Source organism: Faecalicatena orotica (assembly GCF_003149245.1).
Classification (GTDB): Bacteria; Bacillota; Clostridia; order Lachnospirales; family Lachnospiraceae; genus Faecalicatena_A; species Faecalicatena_A orotica.
In genome coordinates, this window is record NZ_QGDL01000001.1 from 763,342 (window position 1) to 777,392 (window position 14,051).

Annotated in this window: 10 protein-coding genes; 1 reads left to right on the forward strand and 9 read right to left on the reverse strand. The window is 46.2% G+C overall.

Annotation, left to right across the window (positions count from 1 at the left end):
- Window positions 1–12: 12 nt before the first annotated feature.
- From A8806_RS03365 to A8806_RS03405, 9 genes are all read right to left on the reverse strand, one after another.
- Window positions 13–1,983 carry an amylo-alpha-1,6-glucosidase gene (locus tag A8806_RS03365; RefSeq protein ID WP_109729724.1) on the reverse strand — a complete coding sequence of 657 codons (1,971 nt, stop codon included), beginning with the start codon at window positions 1,981–1,983 and terminating at the stop codon, window positions 13–15.
- A gap of 40 nt (window positions 1,984–2,023) precedes the next feature.
- Window positions 2,024–3,964, reverse strand: a complete 1,941-nt coding sequence (gene pulA, locus A8806_RS03370) for a type I pullulanase (RefSeq protein WP_109729725.1) — start codon at window positions 3,962–3,964, stop codon at window positions 2,024–2,026.
- Between the two features lie 9 nt (window positions 3,965–3,973).
- Complete coding sequence (locus tag A8806_RS03375; RefSeq protein ID WP_207657843.1) at window positions 3,974–4,834, reverse strand: sugar ABC transporter permease; 861 nt, start codon at window positions 4,832–4,834, stop codon at window positions 3,974–3,976.
- A complete protein-coding gene (locus A8806_RS03380; RefSeq protein ID WP_109729726.1) occupies window positions 4,834–6,216 on the reverse strand; it encodes a carbohydrate ABC transporter permease in 1,383 nt (460 codons plus the stop codon). The genes A8806_RS03375 and A8806_RS03380 overlap by 1 nt, the downstream gene beginning before the upstream one ends.
- Before the next feature lie 38 nt (window positions 6,217–6,254).
- Window positions 6,255–7,529, reverse strand: a complete 1,275-nt coding sequence (locus A8806_RS03385; RefSeq protein WP_109729727.1) for an extracellular solute-binding protein — start codon at window positions 7,527–7,529, stop codon at window positions 6,255–6,257.
- Between the two features lie 153 nt (window positions 7,530–7,682).
- Window positions 7,683–8,606, reverse strand: a complete 924-nt coding sequence (locus A8806_RS03390) for an Rpn family recombination-promoting nuclease/putative transposase (RefSeq protein WP_109729728.1) — start codon at window positions 8,604–8,606, stop codon at window positions 7,683–7,685.
- A gap of 331 nt (window positions 8,607–8,937) precedes the next feature.
- On the reverse strand, window positions 8,938–10,221 hold the full coding sequence (locus A8806_RS03395) for an ABC transporter substrate-binding protein (RefSeq protein ID WP_109729729.1): 1,284 nt from the start codon (window positions 10,219–10,221) through the stop codon (window positions 8,938–8,940).
- Window positions 10,218–12,005, reverse strand: coding sequence for a sensor histidine kinase (locus tag A8806_RS03400; RefSeq protein ID WP_109729730.1), 1,788 nt, complete (start codon window positions 12,003–12,005; stop codon window positions 10,218–10,220). The genes A8806_RS03395 and A8806_RS03400 overlap by 4 nt, the downstream gene beginning before the upstream one ends.
- Entirely contained in the window at window positions 12,002–13,594 is a 1,593-nt protein-coding gene (locus A8806_RS03405) for a response regulator (protein WP_109729731.1), read from the reverse strand. The genes A8806_RS03400 and A8806_RS03405 overlap by 4 nt, the downstream gene beginning before the upstream one ends.
- Before the next feature lie 210 nt (window positions 13,595–13,804).
- Between A8806_RS03405 and A8806_RS03410 the strand changes: the two genes are divergently transcribed.
- Window positions 13,805–14,047, forward strand: coding sequence for a helix-turn-helix domain-containing protein (locus A8806_RS03410; protein ID WP_242995940.1), 243 nt, complete (start codon window positions 13,805–13,807; stop codon window positions 14,045–14,047).
- Window positions 14,048–14,051: the final 4 nt, after the last annotated feature.

Here is a 14,051-nt window from a genome sequence, read left to right on the forward strand (position 1 = left end):
TGGCCATTCCATTCACACACCGGAAACTCTTTCCTGTTTTTCTATCATTTCATATACGCGCAGCAGCTCTCCTACGCTCCAGGCCTGTGCAAAACAGCCCTTTGATACAGACGGTATCTTTCCGTCATAGATTTCAGGAAGCTGGCCGATGCAGCCTTCCCGCATTGCACTTTCCATAACCTCCAGTTGTTCTCTGACTGTCTGTTTTGCCGCTTCACTGTGATCATGTACTTTCAGATACGACAGGTAATATCCGCCCAGTGGAAATGCCCATACAGTTCCCTGATGGTATGCCATATCCCTTTGTTCCATTGCCCCCGCATAGCACGGATGAAACTGCTCATCCCCCTCTTCCAGAGTTCTGAGCCCATATGGAGTATACAACTTTTCAAAGGCAGTTTCTACTATTTGTTCCTCTTTTTTTCTGTCCAGCATGGTAAACGGCATGGAAACCGCCCAGATCTGATTACATCTGATCTGCCAGTCTGCCGCAGTGCCTGATACCACATCCTTGAGACAATGTTTTTCTTCCATCCAGAACTGCTCCGTAAAGGAGGCCTTAACCTGCTTAGCAAGTGCAGCATATTCCCCTGCCTGAACCCGTGTCTCCTGTGAAAAAATCTCGGCGAACCTGCTCATAATACATAACGCATTATACCAGTATGCGTTGATTTCCACTGGTTTCCCGTGGCGCGGCGTGGGTAAAATATCGTTGATACGGACATCCATCCATGTAACCTGGGAAAGCCCTTCCCCGGCCTGTATGAGTCCGTCTTCATCCATGCGGATTCCAAACCCGGTCCCCCTCCGATATCCCTGCATGATTCTTTCCATAACCGGATATACTTCTCTTAAAAACGCCGCATCCCCTGCTGCTTCATAATACAGATACATACAATTGATAAAAAGCAGTGCCGCGTCCGCCGTATTGTACAGCGGCTCACTGCCGCCCTCCGGAAACAGGTTCGGCATCAGGCCGTCTCTCTCATTGAGAGCAAATGTACGGAGGATTTGTCTTGCTGTCCCATATTGCCCGGTTGTGATACACAGGCCCGGCAGTGCAATCATGGTATCACGGCCCCAGTCTTCAAAAAACGGAAAACCGGCCAGCACTGTCAGACCGCCTGTGGATTCCCTCTCGGAAATAAACTGTGACGCGCTCTTTGACAGCATTTTTCCGGCCCTGGAGGTGAAACCGGCACGTTCTTCCCACTCCCGGCGGAACATTTTCACACTGTCTATGATTTCCAGTGCACTTTCATTTGATTCCTGCATTTCAAATATGATTTCCAGCACCCTTTTTCCACCCGGCTCTGCTGACGCCGAAATCTGGTGGTTTGCCGCTGCCGTTCCGTTTTTCCGCCTGCCGTCACATGCATCATAGCGGTAAAAATAGGTTTCTGAAGTTTCTGTAATCTCTTCCACAGTTCCATTCGTCCTGAGATATAGTGCAGTCCCGCCGGAAGATATTTTATGCCCGGCCATTTCAATGCTCTGGCCTTCTTTCATGTCACTGCCCTTTGGTACAAACTGGTAAAACGGCGTAACACACAATGTACAGGTCTCTCTGCCCCGGTTTTCTATTTCATAGCGCAGGACCGCCGTATTGGTGCCCTGCCCCATTGCCGCCTCCTTTTTAATTTCCACACCCCCGATTTGAAATCTCCAGACCGGCGTATCCTCATAACTGAATGCGGACAAATACTGACATCCTTCTTCCCTCCGGCCATCTGCAAATTCCTGACTGGATATCGTAATGCTCTGTTTGTCTCTGAACTTCACCTGCTCCCGGATGCGGTGCACCAGATTCACGCGGTGGTTCGGGGCCTTAACACATGCCATCAAAAGGGCGTGGTCATTGCGGGTTACCGCTCCTGTCATTGTCATAGAAGAAAAACCACCAAGCCCGTTTGTCATCAGCCAGCAGTTTTCTTCCCCGCGCCGGGGGGTGTTCCAATCATGTTTTCCATAAATCCATTTCATACTCTATTCGTATCACTTTCTAAAGAATTGGGCTGATTCATCATTTTTCCCTGAGTCCTAAGATCAGGATTCCGACCGGCGCCGCCATAACGGAACCGGTCACAGTAACCGGTGTTTTCCACAGGAAACTGTCGCGGGAATCTGCTAATATCTCCCAGTTTCCTCCTGAAAGCCGGATTTCTTCCTCGTTTTGACCGGCATTGTATATGATTTGAAGAGTTTTCCACACAGAATCTGCATATTCTGACGAGTTATCCAGTTCAAAACCCACGATTCCTTCTTTTTTCCACTCTTTTCTTACTCTTTTCCATGCAGTTTCTGATTTGTCACATAAGCCCGGAAGCTGTTTACGCAGTGCAATCAGCCCCTGATAGTATGTAACAAGCTCCCTCTCCTCCCATGCTTTTTTCCAGTCCAGCCGGTTCACACTGATGGGGGAATTGTAGCTGTCTGCAATGCCGTTCTTCGTTCTCCCGAATTCTTCCCCGGAAAGAAAGAATAGATTTCCCTGACAGGTCATGTATATTCCGGCCGCCAGCCGGTATGCCTTCCTTAACATATTTTCATCGGAAATGGTCTCGGCCAGCTTATCCCACAACGTCTGGTTATCATGGGAGGATACATACGTGATGACCTGTGAGGGCGCCTTGATCCCCGGCTTTCTTTTATGGCACCATGCACGCACACTGCTTAATATGTCCTCCTCAAAGCCTTTCCCGCCGTTTACAAACCCGGGTTCGTCCAGTTCGAACACGGAGCCTTTCACGGCATCTCTGATATCATCCGAAAACATACCGATATTTACATCCAGCTTACGAATATTCTTTTTCAGAGCCTGACATGCACCGTCTTCCATCGCTGTCTTCTCCGCCGCCCAGGGTTCCCCGAATACCATCTTTTCGCCCGCCCCGTAGCGTACATCCAGTTCGGCGCGTATGCGGTTCATCAGTTCCACGTCCAGAAGACCCATAAGGTCGAAGCGGAATCCGTCCATATGATACTCCTCTGCCCAGTATAATACGGATTCCAGTATATATTTGCTGCACATGTCACGCTCACTTGCCACATCGTTGCCGCACGCGGAACCATTGGAAGGCTTTCCATTTTTATCCGCCCGGTAAAAGTACCAGGGAGCCGTCCTCTGGAACCAGGAATCCATAGAATAGGTGTGATTGTAAACCACATCCATGATCACACGGAAACCTTCCCTGTGGAGCGATTGAATCAGTTCCTTCAGCTCCCGGATTCTGACCTCCCCGTGGTCCGGGTCAGAAGAGTAAGACCCCTCCGGCACGTTATAGTTAAGCGGGTCATATCCCCAGTTGAACTGGTCATCCCTTTTCGCCTCATCCACAGACCCGTAATCGTAAACCGGCATAAGCTGGATATGGGTCACGCCTAATTCCTTCAGATAAGAGATTCCTGTAGGATGTTTCCCATCCCCGTTCAAGGTCGTGTCAGTATGCAAAAATGCACCATACTTTCCCCTGCACTCTTCCGGGAATCCGCCTGCCCTGTCCCATGAAAATTCCTTCACATGCAGTTCATAGATGATGCGTTCCTGCCCATACGAAGGCGCCTGATCCTGTTCCCATCCTGCGGGGTCGGTCCTCCTTAAATCCACCGCCATGCTCCGTCTGCCGTTCACACCGCAGGCCCTTGCATAGGGGTCCGCGGAAACAACAATCTCACCATCCAGAAGCAGGGTAAAATCATAATAGGTTCCATGCAGGTTTTCTTCTGTCCGGTATTCCCATACGCCTTTCTCCAGGCGTTTCATCGGATGGACCGCGTATGCGGGCACTTCAGTACCCGCCTGATACAGATTGACTGCAATCTGATCAGCAGACGGGCTCCACAGCCTGAAGGCCGTTCCTTTAGCCGTGCATACCGCCCCGAGGTCCTTTCCGTCATAAACAAAGTTTTGGCTGAATTCCGGACTGGAGTAATATTCTTTCCACTGTTTTACTGTCTTCTTCATGTTTTTTACCTAGCCTTTGACTGCCCCGCCGGATACGCCTTCCACGTAATACTTCTGCATACTGATGAACAGTGCCGCAATCGGTATGGATACCAGTACGCAGCCCGCGGCGAATTGTGTATAGTAATCGTTAATAAATTCTCTCTCCAGCATCTTAAACAGTCCCAGGGCAACCGTATAGTTGTTATAATTGTCTCCCATGATTACACTGGAGAAAATGAAGTCCATCCAGGGTGCCATGAACGAGGTCAGTACCGTATAGACAACGATCGGTTTGGACATGGGCAGTGTGATTTTCCTGAAAATCTGAAACTTCGTCGCCCCATCCAGATAGGCAGCTTCATCCAGTGATTTCGGCAGCGTGTCGAAGAATCCTTTCGCAATAAAGAACGACAGCCCCGCCCCTCCTGAGTATACCATAATCAGCGCCACAAGTGACTGTGTAATTCCCAGCCCCTTTAAGATATAGTAGACTGCTATCATGGACATGAAGCTTGGAAACATCCCCAGTATCAGTGCCACATTCATCATAGGCTTTCTCATTTTAAACCGCATCCTCGACGTGGCATAAGAGACGGACAATACAAAAAACGTGGAAATCAGACAGCTGAAAACTGCAACAAACAGCGTATTTCCAAACCATTTCACAAAGTGAAACTGGGAGTTATCAGTAAGCAGATTGACGTAATTTGCAATCGTAAGCCCCTTCGGAAAGAAATAGGATGTATAGGAACCGCTTTCTTCCCTAAAAGATGTCATGACTACCCAGAAAACGGGAATCATCCAGATGACGGACAATATGGTTAATGTAATATAAGAGGCAATGTTCCTGATTTTTTTATTTTTTGACATAGATTTTGTTTTTTTCATTACTGGAATGCCTCCTCATTGTTATATGCAGACGTTCTTCTGTATGTAATCAGAGAAAATACTGCGGAAATGACAAATACAAGAATACCGATTGCCGATGCATAGCTGTAGTCCTTGCTTGTTACTGTCAGCTTGTAAAGCCATGTGACAAGCAGGTCTGTCTTTCCCGCCTGATAGTAATCCAGGGTAGACGGTCCGCCCTTCGACAGAAGGTAAATTACATTAAAGTTATTAATATTTCCGATAAACTGTGTGATCAGGTATGGTGTCGTAACAAACAGGACATATGGCATTGTGATCTTTCTGAACATAACCCTTGCATTCGCCCCATCCACACGAGCCGCCTCATACAGGTCAGCCGGAATATTCATCAGAATACCGGAAGTAATCAGCATGGTGTACGGAATTCCAATCCAAAGATTAACAACGATGATCGTCACTTTTGCCAGAGTTGCATTCGTCAGAAATGGAATGCTGTCCTGAATGACTCCCCAGCTCTTCAAAAGGACATTCACAGCACCTTCCGGCTGAAGCATCGTCTTCATTATCAGAAGCGAAACGAAAGACGGAATCGCAATTGACATGACAAAAATCGTCCTCCAGAGGCCCTTGAATTTCACTCCTTTACGGTTGATCAGCAGGGCAAGCAGGATTCCCCCTATGTAGTTCAGCACCGTCGCAAAAACGGCCCATGTAATTGTCCATCCAAGGATCGGCCAGAAGGTCTTGGATATCGTACTGCCCGAGCCTAAGATCGTAACAAAGTTATCCAAACCGATCCATGTGAAAAGATTTCCCGGAGGCTGGTGTGCATTATCATAGTTGGTAAACGCAACCAGAATCATGTATACTAGCGGGAGTACCGTGAATGCGAGCACTCCGATCATAGGAAATGTCAGAATAGTACGGTGGAACTTCGCATCCAGATATACCTTCACGTCATCGATTAGTCCCGGAACTTTCTTCCCGGCCTTCTCCAGTGCCTGTACCTCCAGGGCCGATTTCAGGTTTGCCCTCCATGTTAAAACAAAGAATACAATCAGGAAGAGACATACAACTCCATATAATAAAAGAAGCATGGAGTTATCTCCTTCTGTCAGAACATCAATTCCTAACGTTTCATCGAATACCCAGCCCTGTGTCTGTGTTCCGAGTGTAACCATATTGCCTAAAGCCCTGATACCGCTCACTGCCATATAAAAAATGAATGCTGCCTCCGCCAGCAGGAAGAGCAGACCTTTTACAATCTGCTTCCTGCGTATATTGGCGATTCCCATAACCAGCATGGATGCCTTCGCCCACACATCACCCTCACGGATGACTCTTTTCAGAAGGTATTCCCTTGGCTTTTGTGCAGCTTCTTTTGATCTATTTTTACTCATAAAGCTCTTCTCCTTACCTTCAAAACAGGTCCCTTTCTCTATTCTTCACCGAGCTTTGAGAGGATTCCCTGAACCATCGTGTCCATTGTTTTCTGCATATTATCTTTCGTAACAGACTTAGCTATGCAGTCCTGTCCAAAGGCTTCCATCGGACTCCAGAAATTGGCGATCTGTGCGATGGACGGCTGTACTGTGGATGTCTCGATCTGTTTGGAGAGTACTTCTACAGCAGGGCTTGTGCCCAGAAGTTCTGTATCTGCTGCCAGTGCCTGGTTCGTAGGCGCTGAATTTCTTACTTCGAAGCGAACCTTCTGGCTCTTTTCATTGGACAGATATTCTGCTAAAAGCATGGATTCGGCAGGATATTTCGTCTGCGCATTTACGCCGTACAGGTTAAAGTTAACAATGGTACTCGGTGAAACTTCCGTTCCGTCCTCAAGAGTAATTGCCGGTACAGTTGCCACTCCGAAGTTGTCCCCTAAAGACTCCTGAAGTGCCGCTGCGTTCCATGTACCAGTCAGGCTGGCCCCCAGCTTGCCTTCTTTAAAAGATGCAAGAAGAAGTGCGTCGTCCTGATTTTTCACCTTTGGGTTATTGCACAGGTCCAGCAGGTAATCCCCTACAAGAACACCTTTTTCGTTATTGAAGTCACACTGCTTCGGATCAGATCCGTCTTCTCCGAATAAGGTGCAGCCTGCCCCGAAGAAAAAGGAAGATGTATACCATCCGTTGTCAAGGTCCATAGAAAAGTTCGTCACGCCTGAACCTAAGTCTTTTGCAAGCATCGTGTCCAGACTCTTTACCTCATCCTCTGTGTACTTGCTCTTGTCATAGTACATAAAAAATGAATTGGATGTATTCGGATACCCGTACAGTTCCCCGTCCACGGTTGCCGCCGCGATTGAGTTTTCAACGTTATTCGCAATAATTTCATCTTTGTTTTTTGTAATTCTGTAAAGAACACCTGCATCCTTAAGCTCCGCGATCTGGTCGGAAGCGAATTCAAACACATCTGCGGCTACAGACGGATCTTTCAAAATCTCAGTCTTGGCGTCAGGTGAACTTACCACTGCTGTCTCAATGGTCCATCCCGCTGCTTCCGGATTGTCCGCCTTGAAGTCCTCGATAATCCCCTTTAGCATATCCTGGTCTTCCTGTGACCCCCATATCTTCAGCTTCGCATCCCCGGCATATCCCGCCGCCTTCGACGTTCCTGACCCAGACGCAGCCTCCTTCTTATCTGCCCCGCATCCGGCCAGTACTGATACCGCCATTACACCCGCTAAAAAAACTGATACAACTTTCTTCTTCATTTCCTTCTCCTTTACTATGTGGACTTGTTTAACTTTTTCTGAATTATAGCATCGGGAAGAAATAAGGATATACAAATAAATAAACCTCAAGTATCAATAATTAAACACTTGAGGTTCATAACTAATTCATAAACGATTACTCTGCTAATGGGTTCATTCTATTGAATCACTATGATGCAGTTTATCAAAGATTTCACTTGTATCATAATCAGGAGCCATTTCTCCGGCGATCTCGTATATCGGCCGGATTGTGTCCATGTCCTCTTCTAATTCCTCTCTGATCTCCTGTAATGATTTTCCTTTTTTCATCTTTTTACAGACCATATCAATCAATTTCATCTCCTGCCCTTTCATTACACCCTCTTCACGAATCAGACGGTCTCTTTCTTCCATCTTCATATAAGTCACTCCTATCTGTTCATTTGATTTGATTTTTTCAACACTTTCATACAGATATTTCAATCGTTCATCACACTCTTGAGGAAGACTCTCTTTCGAACTCCTTTCGACAAAATGTAAAAAATCTATCAGACTTTTCTCTGTTTCGCTGTCATTTTTCCCTTTGGTATTGAGAAATACTTTTTTACATTCGTCGCCCATAATAAGTCCCGGCTCTTCTTCACACCTGTTTTCAAATGTATATTTATACTTTTTAAAACCATACAGATCAAAGTTACATATAACAACAATATACATTGGATTCAGGTTATCAAACCCTTTTTCACCTCGTTCAAGTAACGGTGCATCTACTAATGCCTGATAAAAACGGGTTCTTTTTGGCAGATTACCCTCGTTTCGTTTTTGCATCTCTACATCAAATATCCGGCCTATCTCGTCTTCCACATAAAAATCCATTCTAATACCACGTTTTCCAGGTATATTATGTATAACCTTCTGCCCTTCTTTCCATCGTATACTATGTATACTTATTCCTAATGCCAGCTCTATCATGATCCTGCATGCCTCCAGATCCGATGTAGCAATATCAAACAGGAAATCATCTGTCAGGTTCAGCTTCTGGAGAGGAGTCAGCACATCTGTGTCCTCCGTTATCTGTATTTTCTGTTTTTCTTCCATATAGTTTCTCCTTCCATTATAATCTTTGACAAAAATCTTTTCAATCAATTCGTACTTGTTTTACGTATCCCTACCGTAAACTATAGCCCAATTGTGAATCAACGACTGACACAGTCCTGAATAAAAAAGAAGTAAATTCCCCGATTGAGGAATGAACATAAACCTATTATATCAAACCAATTCCAAAATAAAACACTCTTTATATAATCTTAACAAAATCACATAAACATTTTATAATCTGTTTCCGATTTGCATAAAAGCAGGCCTGTCCATCCGTCAGAATGGACAGGCCTGCTGCTCCTGCTAATTCCCCTTCATTGCATCTTCCCCTTTACTTTTTCGCCCGTATCTGTTCCAGCCTTTCATCCATTTCTTTCAGAAGTGTCCCTGTATCTATCTCTCCATCCAGATACCCCGGTAGTCTTTCTGTAAAGAAATCGTTCTGTATCTCCTGCTCCCATTTCATCTGGTAATTCGGCATGATGGTGCTGACGCTTTCGACCGCGTCTATATAACTACACTCCAGCGCACTCACTCCCTCTTTGTTTCGCAGCTTCTCCGAATTCCGTGCATCCAGTTCCACCCTAAATGCCAGCAGCTTTGCGGCCCCATCGGTTACTTTTGCATCGTAACCGGCAGTGAGCGCCCATGCACTCATGCGCGGCGAATTCATCAAAATATTTCCGGGGAATGGGGCAAACCCCATGTTTTCTTTCACGTTATCCGGCATCTCCTGAATCATCCAGTACCCGTTTGCAAAAATTGCGGCTTCCCAGCTGCAAAAGCGTTCCTCTGCCTCGTCATAATCAATTTCTACGGCATCCGCGTATGTATAGCCGTACATTCTGTCCAGCATTTCCATCATATCTGCCATCTCAGGCGTCTGGTAACTGTCCGGAAAATCCTGGTCTAAAAAGGCCTGTCCCTCCTGCGTACCGTACAGATAACTTGTTGCAAACAGCATCGGTACCCAGTAACTCCCGTAGCCGTGGAGGGACAGCGGCGTTATGCCCTTCGCCTGCAAGGCATCGAGACAGTCCCAGAATGCCTCCCACGTCTTTGGAAACGTTTCGTAACCTGCCTGTCTTAACAGCTCCTTGTTGTAAATGATCCCGGCATAAGACTGAATCCCGCTTCCCAGAGGCGCCAGATATATGTCCCCGGACTCTTCTGTACATGCATCCAGTATCTCCGGCTCGACCGCGGCCTTCCACTGAGGAATTGCATCCATATATGGTCTTAGATTCACGAGCCGTTTGTTTTCTGTAAGAAGTGTATAGAAGTCATAATCGAATCCCGCATCTGTAATCACGGCGGGCATCTCGTCCAGAATATTCCACTGCTTCAGCTTTTCCCTGTAGCCGCTGGCGCTCTCCGTCAGCCATTCCACATCCACATAGTATTCGCCTTCATACTCCTCGTTAAATGCCTCAGCCAGCTCCTGATTCTCACTTAAGTTTGTGGCCGGATTAATGAGAAATGTAACAGGGATGCCTGCTGCCTCTTCCCCGTCATTCCTCTGTACCTCTTGTTTGGGGCTGCATGCGGACAGGGGGAGCAGTACTGCGAAAGCAATCAAACATACACATACATTCATCATTTTTCTTTTTCTCAATGTTCCAGTTCCTCCAGCCTGATTTTTATCACACACTCTGTCCCTGCGCTTTTAGCTACATAGTAAAAACGAATCTGGTCATTGTACTTAAGCCGCAGACGTTTTACTACGTTGCAGATGCCAAAACCGCCTTGTCTTTTCTCGATCAGCATGTCCATCTCATCCATAGACACCTGCTCCATCCTGTTTAGTTTCTCAAGCGCATCCGGCAGGACAGGCGTCCCGTTATTTTCCACGGAAAAGCAGAGATATCCGTCTTCACAGTATGCCCGAATCCAGATCATCCCACCGGAATAAATATCCCGGAAGCCATGTTTGATACTGTTCTCCACAATTGGCTGGAGAATCATTTTTGTCACAAAAAGCTTCTCTGTTCCCGGCTCTGCACTGGCCTCGTACTCAAAAAGGTCTGTATTCCTGATCTTCTGGATCTCCAGATAGGAACTGACATGCTCCAGTTCCTGACTCACCTCGATACTCTCCCGCCCGTTACTTAAGTTAATCCGCAGGAATCTGGACAGGGACTGCGTCATCTTCATGATCGTCTCTTCCTTCTGGATCCGGGCAAGCATATAGATCGTATCCAGTGTGTTATACAGGAAATGCGGGCGGATCTGGTAGAGCATCGTCTGCATCTCACTGTCTTTGAGTTCCTTCTCTTTCTTCATAACATCGTTCATCAGGCTCTTTACCTTTTCGATCATCTTGTTGTAGGCATGCCCGATAAAGTCTAGTTCTGTATTTGTATCGAGGGAAATCCGCTCATCCAGTTTACTGTCGTCAAAATCCCGCATCGTAGAGCTCAAATACTCAATCGGACTCGTAAGGCGTTTTGTAAAAAAAGCCACCCCCGCCACTGTCAATACAAACATCAGTCCAAAAATCAGCCCCATGACAAGCTGGATCTCACGGATCACCTGATTGGTCACACTGCCCGGCGCATATGTAATTACAGTAAACATCGTCTTCTCATCAGTGCTGCTGCTGAATATCCCGTTTTTCAGACTTTTGGATTCTGTTTCATCCGGATTCCACAGTCTCTCATTGAGTTCCTGATGCCAGCTTTCATCCATCCCGTCCGGTATGATTTTATAACAGATTTCCTTGTCTGAATTGACGATAAAATAAGCCAGTTCTTCATTTTCCGCACTCTCCCTCACGGCATCCATGACTCGTTCATTCAGCTTCAGGATTAAAACCCCCGCATCGTGTACAGAATTCATCTCACGGATATACCGCACTGCAAAGAAACTCATTTCATTCGTTCCAAAGATTACGTCCCTCGTCCAGAGAATCTTTGTTTTCGAATACTCATCCCCCAGACTTTGATAGATTGCACTTTTCCTGAATTTTTCCATATCCAGCCGGATTCCCTTCTGGGAGTACTGGTTTCCCTTATTATCAATCACCAGATAAGAATCCAGAAAACTTTTATTATAATAAGACAGCGTCCGCTCCATCATGTCTCTGTCCGAAGCCGTCACTGTCTGGTTCGTCAGTGTTTTCTGCACATAGTCATTGGTCACGAAGTCGGCTGTCAGGGAATTCAGCTCATCATAAGTATTCCTGAAAGAACCCAGTACCTTATCGTTCAGATAAGAATACTGGTCTGTCAGGAATTCCCTTGTATTATCTTTTACTATTTTGTTGATTCCAAGATAGGTCAGGAAAAAAATGATCCCGAAAATGACAGTGATCGATACGACCGCCTTTTTCCGGATGCCGAAGAAATACTTTCTGTACCCCGCCTTCCCTGTGCCAGATTCTCTGCTCCCGGTTTTCATGCTTCGAGACTCCTTTTATATTCACTGGGCAGAATTCCCGTATACTGTTTAAACACCTGTGAAAAATAAGACGGATTCGGAATCCCCACCTGTACACAGATATTTGCAATGCTCTCCTGATCCTCCAGAATCAGTTCCTTCGCCTTTTCCATCCGCATATTCTGCACATAGCGCTTAAACGGCATCTTCATGACACTCTTAAAAATCCGGCCGAAATAAACCGGATTCAGATATACATGTTCAGATACACTGCCGATTGATAAATTCTCATCCTGCAGATTTTCCCGGATGTAATTCAGAGCAACCGGTATGTAATCCTGAAAATACTCCCTTGACGTATCTTCCTCCATATTACTTCGCAGTTCGATAATATGCAGAAGAAGCTGATACAGGATATTCACGCCCTTCGGAGGATTCACGGTATCCACCGCATCATAGAAGTTGCGGAAACTCTGCTTCATTTCCGGTATCAGCCCGTAGGAATCTTCGATAGAAAACTCCACGCGCACGGCAAGCCTGCGCAGATATACCCGGACAGCATCTTCATCCTCCGGGAGAATATAGACAAACTTCTCATAAGCCTTCTTGATCTGCTTTATGTCATTTTTTCGCAGCGCTCCCAGAACCTGTGTCTCCACATCCAGTGAATACTGGTTCTTTGTCTTGGGAAGGGACTTTCCTTCCATAGAAAGCAGTCCCGCGCCGGCCTCCGCCGCCACCTCAAAGAGATGGAGAGACTGTATGTATGCAGTTTTCAGACCGCTGATCCCGTGTTCACTGTTCGACAGGGCCGAGATCATATCCCCTTTTAATTCTGATCGAAGGTCGGTCAGGATGATTTTCAGCGGTTCAACCCTTCCGCTTTCCCCCAGATCCACGATATAGCAGGTGGCGCCCTCCTGCGTCCCCTTCGTCCAGACCTGATACTTTTCCCGGATCCTCTTATTCAGGCTTGTGTCCAGAACATACTGCTTCATGTCAAACTCCTTCTGGTTCACGACACGCTGTGCAATGTCAATCCCCGCCGTGATCACGGCAAAGGAATGATTCATCTCCGCCTCCCGGGACAGGCTGATGAAGAATTCAGCAAGCTCCGGCTCGTCCATCGCATCATCCAGATATTTCCCGACCATCTGGTTCAGGAAGTTGTCCTTATCCTCTAGAAGCACTTTTTCCCAGAGAGAATAGTTCTTTTCCTTGAACTTTTTCTCTGTACACATCTCGTAGATCTCGGACATCGTCCGTTCGAGTTCTTCTTCCTCAATCGGTTTTACCAGATAAGAAAGCGCCCCGTTTTGGCACGCTTTCCTTGCATACTCGAAATCACGGTAGGCACTGATTACCACGAAATTCGTCTTCTGGTCCATCGCTTTTACTTTCTCAATCAGCGCAAGTCCATCCATCTTCTTCATCCGGACATCTGTCAGGACTACATCCGGTTTCTTTGCGGGAATCTCCTTCAGCGCATCTTCCCCATCGCGCGCCCATCCCGTCACCTCAAAACCCATTCGCTCCCAGTCATAGGTTTCCAGCAGTCCTTTTAATATGATCGGTTCATCATCGACCAGATATAGCGTAAGCAGTTCCATAAGCAATGCCTCCCATCTGTTCAGGAGTATTTCCCCCAATATTTTTATATACTTCTAATTTATCAGACAATTTAGTAATTTGCAATCAAAGACCGGTATACATTGTTCCCATATTAAAATTAGTCATCTTTGGGATAAACATGCATGAAGTACTATGATAATGTCAAAATATATATTACCTATTTAAGGAATAAATGGAGGAGCTGTCTTTTGAAAATATACAAATATATAGATGGCAAATGCAATGCCTCTGGTCCTGAAGTCAAAATGCTTCGTGAAAAAGCCGGACTCTCGCAGGAACAGCTTGCCGCAAAGCTGCAGCTTGCAGGTCTTAATCTAAATCAAAAAGCCATCAGCCGTATCGAAACCGGTGAACGTATTGTCGCCGATTATGAACTTATAACCCTTGCCGAAGTACTGGATGCAACAGTAAATGAATTACTGCAGATTTAGCAGG

Coding starts and splice junctions, on each gene's coding strand:
- A8806_RS03365 (WP_109729724.1), bottom strand. CDS start 1,983: ATGAAATGGATTTATGGAAAACATGATTGGAACACCCCCCGGCGCGGG.
- pulA (WP_109729725.1), bottom strand. CDS start 3,964: ATGAAGAAGACAGTAAAACAGTGGAAAGAATATTACTCCAGTCCGGAA.
- A8806_RS03375 (WP_207657843.1), bottom strand. CDS start 4,834: ATGAAAAAAACAAAATCTATGTCAAAAAATAAAAAAATCAGGAACATT.
- A8806_RS03380 (WP_109729726.1), bottom strand. CDS start 6,216: ATGAGTAAAAATAGATCAAAAGAAGCTGCACAAAAGCCAAGGGAATAC.
- A8806_RS03385 (WP_109729727.1), bottom strand. CDS start 7,529: ATGAAGAAGAAAGTTGTATCAGTTTTTTTAGCGGGTGTAATGGCGGTA.
- A8806_RS03390 (WP_109729728.1), bottom strand. CDS start 8,606: ATGGAAGAAAAACAGAAAATACAGATAACGGAGGACACAGATGTGCTG.
- A8806_RS03400 (WP_109729730.1), bottom strand. CDS start 12,005: ATGAAAACCGGGAGCAGAGAATCTGGCACAGGGAAGGCGGGGTACAGA.
- A8806_RS03405 (WP_109729731.1), bottom strand. CDS start 13,594: ATGGAACTGCTTACGCTATATCTGGTCGATGATGAACCGATCATATTA.